At 37.7% G+C, this 19,738-nt stretch carries 15 protein-coding genes; 1 reads left to right on the top strand and 14 read right to left on the bottom strand.

The window, feature by feature from the left end; all coding sequences use genetic code 11:
* Nucleotides 1-221: 221 nt before the first annotated feature.
* Nucleotides 222-1,043, top strand: a complete 822-nt coding sequence (locus AAFH98_RS10370) for a hypothetical protein (protein WP_342522639.1) — start codon at nt 222-224, stop codon at nt 1,041-1,043.
* On the opposite strand, the gene AAFH98_RS10365 is transcribed toward AAFH98_RS10370, so the two are convergent.
* From AAFH98_RS10365 to AAFH98_RS10300, 14 genes are all read right to left on the bottom strand, one after another.
* Nucleotides 1,040-2,146: an ATP-grasp domain-containing protein gene (locus AAFH98_RS10365; protein ID WP_342522638.1), complete on the bottom strand. Its 1,107-nt coding sequence runs from the start codon at nt 2,144-2,146 to the stop codon at nt 1,040-1,042. The two genes, AAFH98_RS10370 and AAFH98_RS10365, sit on opposite strands and share 4 nt — an antisense overlap.
* Nucleotides 2,147-2,161: 15 nt before the next feature.
* Nucleotides 2,162-2,764, bottom strand: a complete 603-nt coding sequence (locus tag AAFH98_RS10360; protein ID WP_342522637.1) for a sugar transferase — start codon at nt 2,762-2,764, stop codon at nt 2,162-2,164.
* Between the two features lie 10 nt (nt 2,765-2,774).
* Complete coding sequence (locus tag AAFH98_RS10355; protein WP_342522636.1) at nt 2,775-3,995, bottom strand: phenylacetate--CoA ligase family protein; 1,221 nt, start codon at nt 3,993-3,995, stop codon at nt 2,775-2,777.
* A 99-nt stretch (nt 3,996-4,094) separates the two neighbouring features.
* Nucleotides 4,095-5,231 carry a hypothetical protein gene (locus AAFH98_RS10350; RefSeq protein ID WP_342522635.1) on the bottom strand — a complete coding sequence of 379 codons (1,137 nt, stop codon included), beginning with the start codon at nt 5,229-5,231 and terminating at the stop codon, nt 4,095-4,097.
* Between the two features lie 62 nt (nt 5,232-5,293).
* On the bottom strand, nt 5,294-7,561 hold the full coding sequence (locus AAFH98_RS10345; protein ID WP_342522634.1) for a glycosyltransferase: 2,268 nt from the start codon (nt 7,559-7,561) through the stop codon (nt 5,294-5,296).
* Nucleotides 7,558-8,670, bottom strand: coding sequence for a glycosyltransferase (locus AAFH98_RS10340; protein ID WP_342522633.1), 1,113 nt, complete (start codon nt 8,668-8,670; stop codon nt 7,558-7,560). Before AAFH98_RS10340 ends, AAFH98_RS10345 begins: the two co-directional genes overlap by 4 nt.
* Before the next feature lie 5 nt (nt 8,671-8,675).
* Complete coding sequence (locus tag AAFH98_RS10335; RefSeq protein ID WP_342522632.1) at nt 8,676-9,359, bottom strand: hypothetical protein; 684 nt, start codon at nt 9,357-9,359, stop codon at nt 8,676-8,678.
* Between the two features lie 361 nt (nt 9,360-9,720).
* The gene (locus tag AAFH98_RS10330) at nt 9,721-12,306 is read right to left on the bottom strand and encodes a hypothetical protein (RefSeq protein WP_342522631.1); all 2,586 of its coding nucleotides are present in this window, start codon (nt 12,304-12,306) and stop codon (nt 9,721-9,723) included.
* 407 nt (nt 12,307-12,713) lie between these two features.
* Nucleotides 12,714-14,072 (bottom strand): leucine-rich repeat domain-containing protein, encoded by a 1,359-nt coding sequence (locus AAFH98_RS10325; protein ID WP_342522630.1) that lies wholly within the window; start codon nt 14,070-14,072, stop codon nt 12,714-12,716.
* Between the two features lie 5 nt (nt 14,073-14,077).
* Entirely contained in the window at nt 14,078-15,094 is a 1,017-nt protein-coding gene (locus AAFH98_RS10320) for an ATP-grasp domain-containing protein (RefSeq protein ID WP_342522629.1), read from the bottom strand.
* Nucleotides 15,095-15,100: 6 nt separating this feature from the next.
* Nucleotides 15,101-16,231 (bottom strand): sugar-transfer associated ATP-grasp domain-containing protein, encoded by a 1,131-nt coding sequence (locus tag AAFH98_RS10315; protein ID WP_342522628.1) that lies wholly within the window; start codon nt 16,229-16,231, stop codon nt 15,101-15,103.
* Nucleotides 16,228-17,349, bottom strand: coding sequence for a hypothetical protein (locus tag AAFH98_RS10310; RefSeq protein ID WP_342522627.1), 1,122 nt, complete (start codon nt 17,347-17,349; stop codon nt 16,228-16,230). Before AAFH98_RS10310 ends, AAFH98_RS10315 begins: the two co-directional genes overlap by 4 nt.
* Nucleotides 17,350-17,359: 10 nt before the next feature.
* The gene (locus AAFH98_RS10305; protein ID WP_342522626.1) at nt 17,360-18,616 is read right to left on the bottom strand and encodes a hypothetical protein; all 1,257 of its coding nucleotides are present in this window, start codon (nt 18,614-18,616) and stop codon (nt 17,360-17,362) included.
* Entirely contained in the window at nt 18,604-19,737 is a 1,134-nt protein-coding gene (locus tag AAFH98_RS10300; protein WP_342522625.1) for a glycosyltransferase family protein, read from the bottom strand. Before AAFH98_RS10300 ends, AAFH98_RS10305 begins: the two co-directional genes overlap by 13 nt.
* Nucleotide 19,738: the final 1 nt, after the last annotated feature.

The following is a 19,738-nucleotide window of genomic DNA, read 5'->3' as shown; positions in this document are numbered from 1 at the left end:
GATGATAAATAAGTATGATTAACGTCATCTTCCTGAGAGTTTAACCTTTTAGGCCTATTCTATATAAAACCCATCGTTCCGCTTATTCCACTGTGGGTTTCTCTCTTACAAATTAAGCAGAAGAACTTTTCTGGAGACTATAGGTATATACGTTATAAATGAAGCTTCACTCATTACCGTTAAAAGGCTTCTCCCCTGCTATCTGATTATGGTCTAAACAGATGAATTATATAGAAATTATTGGCCCTCCCGGCGTTGGTAAATCAACACTTTTAAAAGCCCTTGTCAACAGAAGAAAGAATGAGAGGTGGAAAACCTATCAGGAAGCTATAATCAATATTGCCAACACATTGAAATGGAAGCAATTAGGCAGCTCCAAGAGCCAGCTCCTGTACGTACTCAACAAAATTAACGTAAGCAAATATAAGGAGCTTGGCCTCGCTAACACCATCGTTCAGTATGAAGCTTCGCAAATAGCTAACTCGATAAAGAAAAAATATGAATATTTCGTTGATGCAGAATTCGAAGCCCTTAATAAAATGCCCTTACGTATATCTGCAATAAATAAAAGTAGTTTCCTTAGCTGGCATATCAAATCCCTGAATAAACTGTTTATCATGGAAGCCTTCGGCTACATGCCCACTGTTATCTTTGCTGAAGGTCCGTGTAAAACACACCATGGGCTAAAATATATCCAAGAACATAAAGTCACAGCTGATACTTTGCCCAGAGCCATCATTTACTGTACGCTAAGTGCTAAAGATAATATCAAACGGATTCAGACCCGTGCAACAGCAACAGGCTCTGTAAGTACCATCCATAATCAATTAAATGACGAACAGCTGGAAACGCTGGTTTTGTACACGCACCAAGTAGCTGAGGAGAACCTTACATTTCTAAAAAGGTTGGGAATTCCTACATATGAACTCAACCTCACTGATACACAGTCAGATGTCGAATTGAATCATATTCAGGATTTTATCACAGAAAATATCAACAACAGCAGACACTCACTCTTAGACTTTGCCCGTATATACCCTTAGGGCTGATAAGCAACATGGGATCCTATGTTGTATTCTTTGAGCAAGTTTTCTTCACTCATAATGATCGGCTCTGCATCAACATCCCGTAAAAAGATGAACGGTTCGCTGTATGTGTAATCGATTCGCTCCATCCCATTGATATTCTCATCAAACAAAGCCAACAATGTATCAGCTGGCAGATTGGCTCCCCCCGCTGCAATACTGGATGTAAAAGCAACATGCCGCACATTAATTTCAGTTATATTGGGAGTTCCTGATCTATCCTCTTTGTAATCGACGGTGAATATACCATGCAGATTAGCACCTGTTGCAGAAGATATCATTTGCAGAGCTTGTTCAGATAATTCCACAAGCTTAGGCTCATTTATAAGCCTTCCAAACGATGTATTTCCGGTGACTCCTGACGGGGCTACTTTAGCCATAATATAGTTGATACGCTCAGCACAAGCTGTTCGTTTGAGCTCTCCATCAAAATAGAGCATCTTGCACGCCATATTGCGTCCTGGCAAGTACTCCGTTGCAATAAACTCATTTACTTTAGGATTGATGGAAATCCACTGACGAAGCGCTCCTTCAGACTCAATTTTAAGCGAACCCAATCCACTGGAACCTTTGGTACTACGAATCCAAAATGGCTCACCTATTTTGTCAACAATTAGCTGATAATTAAAAGAGGTTGGGCTTATTTTTATAAATTTGGGAATTAAAGAAGAACCTGCCAGCTGCTTATGCATGGCGTGTTTATTTACAAGAGCGCGGGCCAATTGGTAATCAGGAAGATGGGTATGAATTCTCTGGTCTAACCTCGAACGATTTTTAGCCCACTCCAGTACTTCTTCTTCTGGCAAAATGATGGCTGCATCAATGTGCTCTTTTGATATGATATTATTAATCACAGACCAATAAGCCTCATCATCAGCACGTGGAATCACATAGCTTTGATCAAAAAGCGACTTGTCATACAAACCATATGCCAGTGGATTACAATCTACTCCAATAAATCGATACTGATTTTCTGGGGTATGATCTATCAATTTTACCGCTCGTACAAAAGATCGTGGTGTTGGCCCACCCACTCCGGTTATTAGAATATTTTTCATCATTTTGTCTACTAATAGTTAATTTGTTCCATCAAATGGTTGCATGGGACGCATTTCAGATTGATTTACCCCCTCACGCTGCAATACTTTTATAAACGTTAGCCATAATATTTTCAGATCTAAATACAGCGACTGGTGCGTAACGTAATATAGATCATGCTCAAATTTTTGGGTCCAACTGATAGAATTCCGTCCATTTACCTGGGCCCAACCAGTTATACCGGGCTTTACATCATGCCGGTGATGTTGTCGTTCAGAATATAGAGGCACATACTTGGGTAACAGCGGACGCGGCCCCACTAAACTCATCTCTCCCTTCAATACATTGATAAGTTGAGGAAGTTCATCCAAAGAAAGCTGGCGCACCCACTCTCCGACTTTTGTAATTCGTTCGGTATCGGGCATCAGGTGTCCCTCGGCATCTTTCTTATCCGACATTGTTTTAAATTTTATGATCCAAAACGGTTTTTCCTGATAGCCAATACGTTGCTGGTAAAAAAAGAGGTGTCCCCTATTTTGGATAAAAAGAAGTATCGAAATCAATATCACAAGAGGACTCAGCAATGCCAGAATAACCATTGAAAAAACAATATCTATTATTCGTTTAACAATTAGATACATTTATTCATCCTCAATTTAAATTTAATTCATTAACCACAAACTGTCTTTTCCCAGAGGACAACAATGGTATTTCATGCACAAATTTAATGCTTATTGAGGCATCATCACCCACATATTTTTTCAAGGCTGATTTTATATCCCTACAAAATGACTCAGTAGTATTAAATGTATTCAACTTTAAGGTATAGCTTGTTTTCCCGGTTTGAACTAACTGGAACTGGTTGATGCTGTCATATTTTCTTAATGCATAATCAATGAAATGCGGGGATAAGCGTTTCCCATTGGTAGAGTGAATAAAATCCAGTTTTCTTCCTTCAATTCTTTGGAAGAATAATAATTGTTCTTTGCCCGGTTCTTGAACCTTTGTGATTACCCCAATATCTCCGGTATCATATCTGATGAGTGGCATTGCATAATTAAATAAATCTGTAACTACTATTCGTCCGGATTTGCCAAAATCGACTGGTTTATCCTTTTCAAAATCTAATATTTCGATATGATAACTGGCTACATTCACCAAATACTCAGGACGATATGATGCAACCTGGTGCCCTAAAAATCCATTTTCAGAATTCGAGTATCGGGATAAGATTTGACACCCAAACTTTTCTTCTACTTCTTTTCTTGTTTGCGGGTCTAATGCTTCGGCCATGGTAAAAATACATGTTATATCAGAATCTACCTTCGTGATACCCAAACTATCTAAATTCTGATTTATGGCTTTTAATGTAGATGGGTACACCAAAATAGCCTTTTTGCTATGATCTTTTGATAGTTGACCTATAAGGTCCTTGGTTTGCTCTTCCGATAAGTCTGAAACATCAACGGGCACAATATTTTTCAAAAATAATTCTACGGGATGAAGTGCATTTGTTTCATTCCAAACCCTGAGATAGTATAGTCGATCCCCAACCTCAAATCCTCCTAACTCATTAAAATAGATATTTTCGGCATGCTGCCGATTTTGTTTACCCTTGTCGTGATATAGTTTTAGTGGTACTCCTGTCGATCCACTGGTGCTTATTTTTTTAAGATTTTCCCCTTTAAATTTTCGGGACTTGAAATCTTCAAAATGATCCAGCACGGTATTTTTATTTATCACTGGAAAGTCTGTAATACGATCTGTATAACTAAACCGACTATAAAATGGAGTTGTATTTACAGCATGGGTTAATACTCGCTTCAGGTAATCATTTTTATTCGTATGATGTCCATGCCCTTTTTCAAGCATCTCCTTAACATCCAGATAGTGCTTGTGTACTTCTCCCCCTCTTAAATAATCCAAACCCCAAAATAATGGCTTTCTCCAATTCATGTTATCCTCCTCTTGTTATGTAACTTCAATAGTTTCCCCAAGTTCATTCGCTGATAAAAACTCTACCTCTGGCCATCTTGCAATAATACGATCAAGCAATTCTTGTAATGCTGTAATACCTATAGCCCTATTTTGTTCATCGATGTGACCACAAAAATTTACGCGATGTGAGCTTATTATGGCCGGACGATTCCACCGAAATGCTGTCTCTATCTGTTTCATCGCATATCCGACCCAATCCAAACCTCGATCATCAGTGGGCTCAAAAACAACATTCCTAACCAAGTAAATTTGTCCCCACGTATTTTGCTTTCCGGTATAGTTAAAAACCGTCCTGTAATCCCCCTTTCCTTGATGCTCGTTCTTTAGCAGAGGCGTATCAAGATATTTAATCCCATTATCGTACAAGGCTTTATGTATAACGGGATGCTCTCGTCCACCCGGCGGATTAAAATGCACAGCCGGATAACCAAAAACATCCTTAAATGCTCGCAAACCATCACAAATCACATCCTTAAATCGATCATTTTCCTTTACATCCCAAAATTCAAATGCTGCAGATGGTGTAATTGTCTCGTAGTTTTTTGCAGAAATACTGGTGTACGAACGATTTTTAAGTGCAGTAAGAATCTCATTGTCGTTAGAAGCTAATTTCTCTTCAAAGATCTTCAGGTTCAAATGCTCTCTTCCATGAAATTGCGGAAGAAATATTTTTTCTGTGATTCCTTCTTGAATTAATTCCCACGCCCCATCATACGCCTCTGGTTGTTGGGATGACAATTTACTAAAAGTCTGAGGAAGCAATTCATACTCATATTTTTGATACCCGTTTGCTGCCATTTTTTCGAAATTGATATTACATGGCACTGCAAAAGGAGTAAATACAGCGTTACGACCATTGGAATCTGTTACACTCATCAGCGTTTCAAATAAAACCTCAATATCTTCTCTGGTTTCAAGCGTATCGTAAGCATCAAAACGATTATAAACCTTTAACCCATGTTGGTTCATCCGTTGACGAGCAGCCTTCGAATCAACCCGTACATTCCCATAATCATCCACTGAAAAAACGACGATCTTTCTATCTGTACGCCACCCAACTACGTTTTTGGCATTTAGGATTGAGTATGTTTTTAGAGCTTGAATAGTCATTGTTTTAGATTTAGATATATCCTCATGGTCTGATCAATCAACCTTATTACTAATAGCTAATTTCATGCCAAATAGTATTCGACAATTTTATCAGCGTTAGAGCGACGATAATTTTGAGACGCTTTGACCGCATTTTGGGCATATTTCTCCCTTAAATTACAGTCTGATTTAAGCGAAAGAATAAAATTGGCAGCCTCTTGCAAGTTTGAACTACTCACACATTTTGCATGCTGATACTTCACGGCGTAGTCATAGAGCTCAGAATCTTCCCCTGCGATATATAACGCTGGGATACCATAGCTCATAAGGTTATACGACTTGCTGGGCACACTGCCCTTTGAAGTGGCTTCATCAAGGATAACAACACCAATGTCAGCTGCCGAAAGAGAATATGGAAACATTTCATCAGACTGGAAGGGCAAAAACTGGCAGTTGAGTAAATTTTTCTCTTTTACTAATGCTTTTAAATGAGGTACGCGCGTCCCCCGACCAATAATCTGAAACAAAATATCATCATGATCTTTCATCTTTTCGGCCAACGCTATCATCGTTTCCACATTATGGGTCAACCCAATATTTCCGGAGTACTGTACAACAAACTTATCTTGCAGCTGTTGAGCCAAAACAAAGGGATTATTTTCTTTTTCAACCTTCCCATTAGACTGAAAAATGGACCAAATAGGCGTAATTTGAATTTTCTCTCGATCCACATAATTAGCTAACAATTCGGCCATTTTAACACCAATAGTATACACCCGGTGGGCCTTCTTGAACGCTATCTTGTTCAGCTTAGCCCACGTTTTATATAAAAGGTTAGTCTCTGTCATCCCTGTAATCTTAAATACATCGGGATAAACATCCCAAATAAGCATACTGCAGCGGTTAGGAAGAACTATGGATAACAGGTAGGCCATTGGTGGCAACGACATGAAAAACACATCGTGTTTTCGGTACCGCGTAAGTAATAACGTATAGATCCTCAAGCATCCCCATACATAAGAAAGCATCTTTTTCCAGCTGGGACGATCTACCCATGTATTCATCTTCGTAACCCTAACAGATTTTTTTAGTGATTCCCCTTGCTCATGAATGCTACCCGTTATCAAATCTACCTGCCCAAACTCCTCGGTAAAAGCGTTACACAAACCTACCGTCAAATAGTTGACGGCCTGATTAACAACTACAATTTTTCGGTCCTTATTCCGATCAGCTTTGACAACCTTTCGGCAAATATCGAGATACCGTTCAGCCCGCTGTCTGGCAGACAAAAACTTCTTTTGTTCTTCTCTACCATTCTGTATTAATGTTTGTCTGAGATCGGAATCATTTATCAACTGTATAATTCGGGCTGCCCATTCATTGGGATTTACCGGATCAGCATATAAGGCAGCATCACCACAAACGGTATGCGCAAAGCCTAAGTCAGACGTTATGATTGGCTTTCCCATCTTCATCGCCTCAGCATAGGTTGCAGAAAAACATTCGAGCAATGTTGGTAGAAATAGCGCATCACACTCTTTATACAGCGATGGCCCCTCCTCGGGCCGGATAGGTCCAACATTGATAATATGTTCTCCTAACTTATCAGAAAAACTCCTTTTAAAATCCTCCTCTGGAAGGGTCACCACAAATCGAACACGCTCTCTCACCGCTTCAGGTAAGGCTTTAATTACGGTGGGAATTATTTCCAGATTTTTATGGGCATGCCATGCTGATAAAATCAAAAAGCGAAATTCTTGGTCACTCTGGCGATGAAGCTTATCGCCAAATTTTCGGGGATGCTCATAGTGCTGATTATAGGTGTTTGATACTGTATACACCCGATGACTTTTTACAATGGGCTGTAATCGTTCATTAACGTCATCAGTCTGAACGACATATGCATCAGCTTCTTTTTTAAAGAAATGTGTGACGATTGCTCCCTTCAAGGCCCACTTTTTTTTCTTCCAAAATGATATCTGATTAAAAAAGGGAGAATCTTTATACACATAATGCGGCAAATTATATCCTACAACATGCGGTGCATGAGGACGCCAATAAGCCGGTCCCGAGGTGGTAAATACCACATCAGGATTAACTTTTTGTTCTAACTTTTCGAAGAACTCACTTTGCGATTTGAATCCCAAAACCCGTGTTGCGGGCCGGTAACCTATCTTATAAAAAAAGAAATTCGATGGGTAACGATTTGTATCGATAAGTTCAGCAATCATCTCTCCTAAAACGACATGGTATTCATGATCCCTGAACTGTTGACACTCTTCTAAAAATGATTGGGCAACCTGTACGCCTCCTCCCTTATACGTGCTGGCAGTATTTATGAGAATTTTCATATACCCACCCTCACAGGAGTGTAATGATGATTATTTATCGTGATAAAGCTGAAAAAACGATCAGCAGTATCACTCGAATTTAAATGACTTATAGATTCAGCACATTTTTCACTCATTTGATTTCTTAGTTGCTCATCATTCATCAACTGTTTTAGCTTTCGTTTAAATTTTTCCTGATCAAAGAGGGGAACAAGAAATCCATTTTTATTATCTACTATCATTTCTGAAGGTCCTGCTATACAGTCATAAGCAACAACCGGCAGGCCAGCCGAGAGCGCTTCTCCTATGACATTGGGGAACCCCTCTGAACTGGAAGTAAAAGCAAATATTTTACTCCTGTTATAATATCGGTGAATATCAGATTGTTCTCCTTCGAGCTGTACTTGTCCGTCAGCATTTAATTCTTTAACCAAGCTGTAAAGCTGGCTGGATATATTCTGCTTCTTCGCATCTCCACCTACAATCATTAATCTCCAACCTGGGGGAGCAACCTCTACAAATATTTTTATAAGCTGATCGAAATGTTTAGTGTCAATTAACCGGCCGACAGACAGAACAATATTGTCTTTTTGAATTGCATGCTCTCTCTTAATACTTCTTATCGGATTCCCGATCACTTCAACATTCGTATTCCATCCATTTGTTAAACAAATTTCTCGGGCCTTTTCGGTCTGTGCAATATATCCCTCCGCTTTTGGATACAATTGTCGGCGAAGATAATTATGTAATTGACCAAGATTTTTATCGGGCTGACTTCGATCAGATATATAAATAGGAACATCCAATCCCTTCAAGGCAATGAGAACCAAATTATTCCACAGTTCCCCAAAACTTAGCACCGTATCAGGATTAATTCGTTTAACCGTTGTCCGTAAAAAAACAATCGTACGAAGGGTATCAAGATGACGCCGCTTATTCTGAAATCTAAAATTTGGTTTATGAATGGTAACCAATTCTGAAATCTGATAAGCTACCTCGCGTTTTCTACCTATCAAAATAATATGAACCTGAACATCTTCTCGTGCTGAAAAATTATTTGCAAGCTCAGCCATAACCCTTTCCATCCCCCCGATACCCAGCGAATGGATAACAAGACATATTTTCTGCATGCTGATTATTTTTCGGCGATAGTAATAACAGTTTGAACATCAATCGGCATTTCAGCTACCACGGCAAACTTTGCCCCATTTTGATCAAAGTTGAAGCTCTTATAATTTGCTTCAACAAAATCCAGGATTTCATATACCTTCTCATAACTGAATAAAGCTTTCCCATCTTTCCGAAACTGTCCGGGCAAGTTTTCTATAGAGGTAGTTTCCAGATCAAATTCGGGATAGGCCCGTAATGACCAAATAACCAGTTGGATTTCCAGCCATGTTATTTGGGGATCATTATTTCTTAACGCCTGCTGGACATTAAGCAAATAGTTTACCGGTTTCCATTGTTCAACAAGATGAGTAGAGTACAACTTGATATTCGTATATACTCCATCATTGCTGTCTATAGATTTCCAAACATCAATACACCAACCATCTTTTAACTCATTATCAATAATTTTATTAGATCCAATATTGGAGAATTCGATATTAAAATAAGCCTTCTTTGCCCCATTTATATTGATAGTCAACGTTGCACTCTCTGCCCCTTCAATCAAACTCATTTCTTCAATTGGAGTAAGGGATTCACCCAGATCAGGTTTTCTGTCATCTTTGTTGCCCGTTAAAGGATTTTCACAAGCCATAAACATGATCGATGCAACCAAACACCAAATCACAACCAACTTTTTATTTGTACTCATTTTTGCCCTCTTTTAGTTAATGATCATATTCAAACATTGATAAATAGCTTCTGCAAGATAGATACCATGAGTTACTATTACGTGATACAATAGTTGTGCCAAATAACTTGGAGACTTAGTTATACTGCAACAAAAAAGAATAAAGGTGGGCAGAGTTCTTATTAGCTACTAAAATATATGAATGTGGTTAGTTGCCACTTACTCTTTAGTCCTTAAAATAATTGCTCATTTTTTCTAATCCGACGAGTATGTGTAAAAGTTACACTGAAGCCCTCGAAAAGAATTGTAAGAAATGGTCTAAAATAAAAAGAGGAAGCACCCAAAAGTGCTTCCTCTACTTTAAAAGTATATGTAATTAAAATTAATAACTTAGCACATTCAGATTGCCATCCGCCTCAAGTGCATTTATAAGTGGATCTAAATCAGAATCTGATAATGAATTTGCTCTCAAATCCAAGTCTCGGAACTTTGGTAGATTACCAACTTCGGCCAAATCAGCATCAACCTGATCAGACAACTCGTTGCCACGAAAATCTAAGAACTGTAAATCTCCATTTGATGTATCCACCATCGGGGGAGCCCCAGTAAAATTGTTGTCATTGGCTCGCAGATACCGAAGCTGGTGTAGATTGGATAAGTCAGGAATCTGCCCTTCTAAATTATTCCATCCCAATCCAAAGTTCTTGATACTATCTATATTTTTTACCGACTCTGGCACCTTGCCCGTTAACTGATTACCATCTAACTGTAAAGCCTTTAGATTATTGGGCGTCCCAAATTCTGGCAGAGTTCCTGTCAGTTCGTTAAAACCTAAGTCAACCATGTTAATTTTTGGCATCGTACCATCGAAAAAATACCTGGGGATTTCACCGGTAAATGCATTCTTTTTAGCAATAAAGGCTTGCAAATCAGATAAATTGCTTAGATCAGGAATTGAACCAGAGAAACCGTTGTCTTCAATTAGTAAATATTTCAACTTTGTCCAATTTGCTATCCAAGAAGGCAACTCTCCAGTTAACTTACTTTCGATAATGCCAAATTGATATAAATTAGTCAGATTACTCATTGACGTGGGTAGAGAATCAAAACTATTGTAACTCAAAAATAGCCCTTCAAGTTTAGTTAGTTTCCCTATCTCCTTTGGAATAGGACCTGTTAATCCCGTATGATCAGAATTCACTCCCATCAATTCTAAATGGATCAAATTTGACAAGTTTCCAACCTGGGCTCCCATTGATCCAGTAAAATCATTCGTTCTCTCGTCAGAATAACTTCCACTCAGATCTTTCCCAGGATGGTGATAAGCCTCATTAGGCCTTGGATCAACCGTTCGACCATTTAATAGCAAATATTGCAGACTGGTCATATTCCCAATTCCATTCCACGGAAGCGTTCCTGACAACCGGTTCTGCTTTACATTGAAATAAGTAACCTTTGTAAGGTTTCCAAGGCTTTCCGGGAGCTCCCCCTGCAGACCATTGCTACGCAAGTTGACTTCCACAACTCGTCCCTGGCCGTCAACCTCAATACCGTGCCAGCTGTTGTCGGGATTTCCACTACCCCAACCACTGTCGTTGTGCCAGCCTGTGCCGCCCGTCGCTTCATATAAGTCCATCAGCGCCTGGCGATCTCCTTCTACAGAATTTGCATAGTCTCCGCTATCATTATTACTGGATTCGGATTCAGTTGTAAAGCTATATATGGCAGACCAATTTTGGGAATCGCCATCTCCATCCACTTGAACTCTCCAATAATACGTCTGATTATAATTCAGCCCAGATGCCGAGTAAGAGGATTCACTAACGTATGTATCAACTTCAGGAGAAGAAAATGAATTATCTTGTGCAACCTGTACTTGGTACTCATTTGCCCCTGATACTGTTTCCCAATCTAATGTCAAGTTGGTAGATTGATAGCTGGAACCATCAGATGGGGAATTCAATGAAACAGATGAATCATTGGAATCATCGCTTCCTCCTGATCCAGTAGTAAAGCTGTGAATTTCTGACCATTCGCCCTGCGTATCACCGATAACGGCTCGAACTCTCCAGTCGTGATCTGTTTGTGTAGCTAAATCACTTTCTGGAGTAAAGGTTGTTCCTTCCACTTCCGTTTCTACCACCATTTCTGTAGGATCTATACTGTTGGCATGCAGGATATAATAATCGGCACCATCCACTTCTTCCCATTCGAAAGTAGGTTGCAATGCAACATCAGTAGCTCCGTCATTCGGAGATAGTTGTGCAGGAGCTGGAATTTCACCCTCGGCAAGTGTAGAAAATTGAAATACATCGGACCATTGGGTTTCTTTGCCAGAAACAACGGGTTCAACCTTCCAATAGAAGGTCTGCTCTGCAGATAAATCAGTAGTTTCATAGGAACTTGACGTCACCTCTTTATCTATAATCAAAGAGCTAAACTCTTGGTCAGATGCTACCTGTACGTTATAGGCGGAAGCACTCGCTATTGCAGTCCACGAAAATTTAACTGAGTAAGGACTTTTAGATGCTCCGTCACTTGGTGAGGTTAAATCCGTTGCCAAAGGTTCAGAATCTTCTGAGGTTGACTGAGTGAAAAACTGCCATGTTGCTGACCAGGGTCCTTCTTCACCATCAATAACAGGACGAACCTGCCAATACAATATGGTATCAGAAGGGAGTCCCTTAACTTGGAAACTATTTTCTTCTGTTAAACTATCTATTATTATAGAAGAGAATTCTGAATTTCCCGAGAGCTGGAATTCATAAGAATCGGCTTCTTCGAGTTGACTCCAATCAAAAGATACAGCAGTACTTTGATCGGACCCATCTTCAGGGGAAGCTAAACTAACTTCGGCTAAATTGTTGTCTTGATTTTGATTTGCAGTTATTGTTAAAGAATCTTCGCATTGAGTTAAAGTAACAAGCAAAAATATACTCGTTATGAGATATAGAATCTTTGATCTCATGGTAAATATGAGTCTTTTTGGGGTTTGTAGAGAGGGCCCAGAAGGTGGGGTAACCTTCTGGAAAGCCGTCTATAGATGACATTTAAACATAATGATTACAATAATTTAGGGGTAACCATTACAAGAAGTTGATACCCAAACCTACAACCATTGTTCCAGTTATATTAATTTTTATTAATATAATCTTTGATGAGGATAATAGGTTGGCTCACAAGAAATTAAGAAAGGGAAAAAGCCTACTCGAGAAAGATACTACAAAAAAAATATCAGGAAATGGTAAATTCTGTTCGTAAAAAAAAGATGGAAACATAGCCCTTGCTTTATTTCTACAGGTAGAATGGAAAAGATAAATACGCTAAACAATTAAAAAAATGTAGGGATATGCTGTATCAACGTGTGAGCGATCCTTAATATCTAAGCAGATCAGTCTTCCCCATTTTGGTTAGCTCTTCCATCAATAGCTCGACATCAGAATCGGAAAAATTGTTATTTCTTAGGTCTATTTCTTTAAACTTTGGCAGGTAGGCAAGTTTAGACAAATCTTTAGGCACTTCTCCAGATAAGTTATTCTCTTGCAGATGAATAAACTGTAAATCTCCATTTGATGTATCCACCATCGGGGGAGCCCCAGTAAAATTGTTGTCATTGGCTCGCAGATACCGAAGCTGGTGTAGATTGGATAAGTCAGGAATCTGCCCTTCTAAATTATTCCATCCCAATCCAAAGTTCTTGATACTATCTATATTTTTTACCGACTCTGGCACCTTGCCCGTTAACTGATTACCATCTAACTGTAAAGCCTTTAGATTATTGGGCGTCCCAAATTCTGGCAGAGTTCCTGTCAGTTCGTTAAAACCTAAGTCAACCATGTTAATTTTTGGCATCGTACCATCGAAAAAATACCTGGGGATTTCACCGGTAAATGCATTCTTTTTAGCAATAAAGGCTTGCAAATCAGATAAATTGCTTAGATCAGGAATTGAACCAGAGAAACCGTTGTCTTCAATTAGTAAATATTTCAACTTTGTCCAATTTGCTATCCAAGAAGGCAACTCTCCAGTTAACTTACTTTCGATAATGCCAAATTGATATAAATTAGTCAGATTACTCATTGACGTGGGTAGAGAATCAAAACTATTGTAACTCAAAAATAGCCCTTCAAGTTTAGTTAGTTTCCCTATCTCCTTTGGAATAGGACCTGTTAATCCCGTATGATCAGAATTCACTCCCATCAATTCTAAATGGATCAAATTTGACAAGTTTCCAACCTGGGCTCCCATTGATCCAGTAAAATCATTCGTTCTCTCGTCAGAATAACTTCCACTCAGATCTTTCCCAGGATGGTGATAAGCCTCATTAGGCCTTGGATCAACCGTTCGACCATTTAATAGCAAATATTGCAGACTGGTCATATTCCCAATTCCATTCCACGGAAGCGTTCCTGACAACCGGTTCTGCTTTACATTGAAATAAGTAACCTTTGTAAGGTTTCCAAGGCTTTCCGGGAGCTCCCCCTGCAGACCATTGCTACGCAAGTTGACTTCCACAACTCGTCCCTGGCCGTCAACCTCAATACCGTGCCAGCTGTTGTCGGGATTTCCACTACCCCAACCACTGTCGTTGTGCCAGCCTGTGCCGCCCGTCGCTTCATATAAGTCCATCAGCGCCTGACGATCTCCTTCTATGGAGTCTTCAAAGGTTTTTATTTCGACTAAAAATGAAAGACAAACCCCAAATATTAATATGATGAGTGGATACTTTATCAATGTTTTTATTTTACGACTTTTTCTAAAAGACTTTCAACCATCCATCCCTGGGCATCAAAAGATCCAGGATTCCAATTTAAATTTCTATCCCAATAACCTTCACAGGAATAATAAACTTCTTTAATAAATCCATAACTAATTTCAACAACCATCGGCTTTGCCCCATCATATACATAATCTATAGCTAAACATTGACTTTTTAACTGATCAGCAATTTCAAAAGATTGTTGTATTAATTCTTCGTCAAAATGTTTTTTCTCGTATAAAACATGTCCACTTCCTGAAGCTCGAAAGTCCCCTTCTCGAGTCAGTCGCTTGATAGCAAAAGCCTTACCTGCAATCACTATTACACGGATATCATAGTCATTTTGAGGTATAAAGTCTTGAAAATATACATATCCTCTTTCATTACCTGCGATTTTGGCGAATTGAGTAGTTTTAGCCAAACGTAATACTCCTTTAATTACATTCCACCAACTGTTCTTTCCATTTCTAAACTTATACAAACGATCTTTAATACTCGCTATTTTATCATATTGACTAAAACCCCGGCTAAATGCTCTATGAATTATTTTTCTCGCATCCTTACTACTTTCTATCAATTTTACGTGTGCCGATCCTGCTCCATGACGTAATTTAAAAACCTTAGGAAAGGTGGTTTGCTCAACCCAACTTAGTGCTTCTGTCTTATCATAAAAAACATAGGTAGGAACCAAAGGGGCTCCTATAGCTTCTAATAGATATTTTTGAGCCACTTTATCATCAAAATGCCAAGAGGTACAAAAATCTGGAAATACTTTTTTTCCTGAAGCCTCTAATGCAAAAATAAGCTGTTTAGCAAATAAATAATCAGCTGGGATAGCTTGATTAAAATGCCACATTAAGGCATTACACTCCTGCAATTCCTCAATAATATTATTGCTATAACAGTTAACAATCTTATAATCTATACCATTATTTTGACAATACTCTATCCATTTAGAGCTGAAATCATTCTTTTTTTGATGAATAGCAATTTTCATAAGCGATCACCTCAATGACCAATGATTATTTTTACAAAATTCAATTACCTCACTTGTGAATTTTCCCAAAAATGGACTTCCCCCATATTGAGAAAAACGAATAGTATGACCTTTAGTATTTAATTCTATTACTCTCCATTGATTACTTGTATCCAAACAAATATCCAATCCTATAATATGTGAGAAAAATACCTTGCCAGCTATTTTTAAGGTAAGTTCTTTTAATCCATCATAATTAGGGATAATTCCTTCAAATGGATAATTGGTATCGGGATGCTTACTATACTTCCTGCAAAACTTATCAACAGCATATCCATTAAGATGACCACTTGGTTTTATTAGACAATGAATTCCACCATCCGTTTCATTATCGAGAGATCCCCCTTTACCCATTCTAAGAGTAGTACTTAAAATATGAAGTTGATGATCTACAACTGATCGATATACGTAAACCCTAATTGTATTTAGCCCTACAGGATTAAACTTCGAAAAGAAATCATGTTGTGAAATTTGTTCCTGTACTACAAAGTTATCTTCATTCTCTACCAACCTAACTAATTCTTCTTTGCTTCTTACGAAGTGAATATTCTTTCCACCATAGGAATCCTTATTGGGCTTCATTACCACCGGATAAGAAATATCAGCCAAGCAACTTTGAATTTGCTTCCTTTCAACTCGTTTAAAATTTTGATCCAAATATTCTCCATCAATTCGATGCAAAATATCTTTTGGAAATACTCCTTCATCAAACCACTGGTTATAAAAACTTTTATGACTTAAGAAATGAACAGACTCTTCTATTAGCAATGTAGGCTCAATATCAGATACAAAAATATCTTCCGGAATAAATCTTGGATCTGCTATTCCTGAAATGTTCTGGCAAAGATTAAGTGTACTCACGTTAACATTATCTCTAAAAGGAGCCCATATTTTTTTGTGTTCGGCCTCAATATTTCTTGGAGATGACTTAGCATATGAGCTATTAACTTCAAATACCTTTTGATGACGATTTTTCCATGACCGCTCTGCTCCTCTTTTACGAGCTTCGTAATAAAGTAAGTTCTTTACTTTATTTTTGTTGCTCAGTCTATGGGACCCTAAAATATTTTTTTGTATTTGACCTATCATAGTTTTCATTCCATCATTTTTCCTAATTGTACTGAGTTCATAAACTCAACATCAGGCCATTTTTTAACGATTTCTGTTAATAATCTTTCTAATAGCTTAAGGTTTTTGTCTCTATTTTGTTCATTAATATGTCCTACATAATTTAAACGGTGAGAACAAATAATTGCAGGTTTATTAAATCGAAAAGATGAATTGATATCCTTTAAACATTTTTCCACCGTATCACTACGAGAGTTATTCATAGCAGGTTCAAAAATTGCATTTCGAACCAAATACTTTTGTCCAAATGTATTTTCCTTTCCCAAAATGTGAGTATTAAATCTAAAGCTACCATCAAAACGAGGTTCTTTCATTTTCCTGCAGCCCTGATAATATCGTACTCCTCTCTTAGATACTTTTTCATCAAAGTCAGGGCTCCATATATAGTTTGGGGGAATAAAAGACTCTGAGTGATATCCCATCAAATTTTCAAATAAATCTAACCCTTCAAGAACAATATCAAGCTTATACTTTTTATCTATTTCATTGTTAAATCGTAACGATTCTACATATTTGTTACCCTTCATTCCATTGTTTTTTGATATACAACCTGGCAAACCATTTTTAAAACCAAAATGAACATCTTCATCTCCTTGTTGAAGAGCATTCATAAATAATGACACATTCAGATGTTCTCTACCATGAGATTGTGGATAAAACAGCCTGTTTCTTTTTCCTTCTTTCCAAAGCTCAAAACAGTTATGATGATTCGGATACTTTTTAAAAGTTTCAGTTATCAATTCATAAAAATATTTCTGAAAATGGGCTTCCTTAATTTTTTCAAAATCTGGATTGGCCATTAAAACATTAGCTGTTATCACCGGTGAATTACCCTTATGGTCTTTTATAGAACTCAATAGATTAAACAACAGTTCTAAATCATCTTCACTTGCTAAACTATCTACCCTTTCATATATAATGTGATCTACTCCATAACCAGCTTTCAAACACTTTTCATACACTTCTTTTGAAGGCATCCTTATACTCCCCCAATCATCACTTTCAATAACGACTATTTTTCGATCCGTTCGCCAACCGGGAATGTTTACTAAATTTCTTTTTACGGATTGTTTTAGATTCTTCAACATATTTCACCTCCTATAATATCATTTTCATTACATCATTAAGGGAAATATGCTCTCCCATAAACAATATGGCGATGACAGGATTACCGAGCACCGCAGTTGCACTCATGGAGTACAATCCTATCCGAAAAGCTACGAGAATAAACAATAGTAGCGCAGGTGTAGCGAACCAAACAAAACGCTCCATTACTGTTTCCTGTTCTTTATTCTGTATGTATAAAATGATTAATACTAATGCTATCACATTAGCGATACTCGAATAGCGTCCGCCTGAAGGCAATGAGCTAAATAGATTCGCCACACCATAAAACAGCAGCGTAAAAGAAAATAGATTACCCCAACTTAGATTATTTCTAAAAAAGTCGCGTCCTTTAATAAATAATATTACTAAAAATCCCATTATCGACCATTTTAAAAGCCGACCGTACCATACAGCATACCATACGGTGTCTGTATTTGTCTCTTCTCTATATGCTTCAACTTTTTCTTCCCCCCTATATCCTGAAGAACGATCTTGGATAATTTCAGGTGCATAAGATTCAATTATATTGTTTAAAGCCGTTACATCAATCTCTGATACAAAAATTGTTGCAAAGAAAAAGCAGAAATAAATAATGGGTCGATTTCCTGCAATCAAATATCCCAAAAGAATGCCAATCGGCACTATAAAGGCGAAATGTACCAATAAGGAAAGTAGTGAAACTACAATGCCCCCTTTTTTCTGATCAAAAAGAAAAAGTAATAACCCATAAATAAATATGTGTGCAGCGGTCCAAAATCGAAATCCATTTATTTGCCAGATAGGAATAATTAGAAATAAACACGCTACAAGAATAAGAACTATCGGCTGAATTTTCCCTTTCAACCGCTCAAGAACAAACCACATATTTCTTGAAAAGAAATATCCAAAAATAATCCCATATATAAGTGTGAGCACTGCTGATTCACTGGTGAATCTGGAAACCAAAACAGCAAGAAAAGTTCTTAAAACATCTATCTCTCCACTCTCCATGTAATATTGAATAGCCCCTGAAAAAGTCATTTTTATCCCTGCCAGGTATTCAAGCTCAGTAACATAACGAACGATATCACTGTTTTGACTTTCGGTGCCTATGGCAAAAGCAAATCCATAAAAAGCCACAAATGCCCATAAGATATTTTTACCCCATCCTGAAGAGTAGTTTCTCAAGGCAGATATAACTGCTAACAGCGGCCAAATAAGAAATAAAATAACCGCGTAATATCCGGATTTATCATTTACACTTTGCATTGATTCTCATTCATGTAACATAAATTCAAAAACTGATCGCAAACATTTTCGATTTTATAACGATCCATATTTTCAAATTTATATTGGTTCTCGTAGTTGCCAAATAAAAACTCTTTGATTACAGTCTCATCAATTTCAAAACTTGATACCGAAAGCACTGGCCGAGCCGTTAAATAATAATCAATCAACTTGCTCGGCAGCTGTAACGAAGTTTTATTTTCAAAGTTGATTAAAAAATCCATGCCTGATAAAAATTGAAGTAATTCTTTTCGAGGTAGGTAATCCCGTATTTCAATGTTACCATTTGCCCTTTCTAAATAAGGCTGAACCATGTTTTTATTTTTGGTGAATATGATAAATTTAAAGTCCCATTCAATCGAAGTTAAATACTCCAGGAACGCTCGCGGATCTCTTCCTCCTGGAATAAATCCACCGGCATAAGCAAAAGTAGGAACTGGATTTTTTTGATGATCAGCAGGATCAATTTCTATATCATCAAACTTAAACCCCTGAGGAATTACTCTAATTTTGTCACGAAATTCAGGATAATATGCTTTCTTGGCCTCCTTGATAGGAACAGTTATATAATCAGCTTTAAAACAGAAATTCTTTTCGAAATATTTGAAATAAAACATTTTGCTAAACGAATCGAGCGTTTGCCCCATGTAGGGATCTCCGCAATCAGCTACCCAGGTTTTTGCAATAGGATTTTCTTCTCTCCAAGCCCAAGCTACCCCCCAATGAATAGGATGTGGTACGGCTATTGAAATCAACAGATCGTACCCTTTTTCAAAGGCTAATGCCTTTTTTACCCGGTACATCAGCTCTATATCCGGATACTCAAAAAGCTGATATAATGCCCTGCGAATAATCCTTTTTCCCAGTTTCTGGACTCGTGCCCCTTTATTTAAATTGATATCAGGTAGATTTAATGGGCCTAAATCTTTTATAGTTACTCCAAATTCATTCTCGAATGGAATATGATACTCATCATTTTTTACGGTTAACAATGTCACCTTATGTCCCTGACGTGCAAACTCCTTAACAAGCTCCGTCGTCCTAAAAGAACGAGGAGAATTAACAGGAAAAAACGAACCGGATACTATGAGAATATTTTTCATT

Origin of the sequence: Fodinibius sp. Rm-B-1B1-1, from assembly GCF_038594945.1 — a bacterium.
Taxonomy (GTDB): Bacteria; Bacteroidota; Rhodothermia; order Balneolales; family Balneolaceae; genus Fodinibius; species Fodinibius alkaliphilus.
Note: the sequence above shows the minus strand (reverse complement) of the source record. Positions and strands in the feature narration are given on the sequence as shown.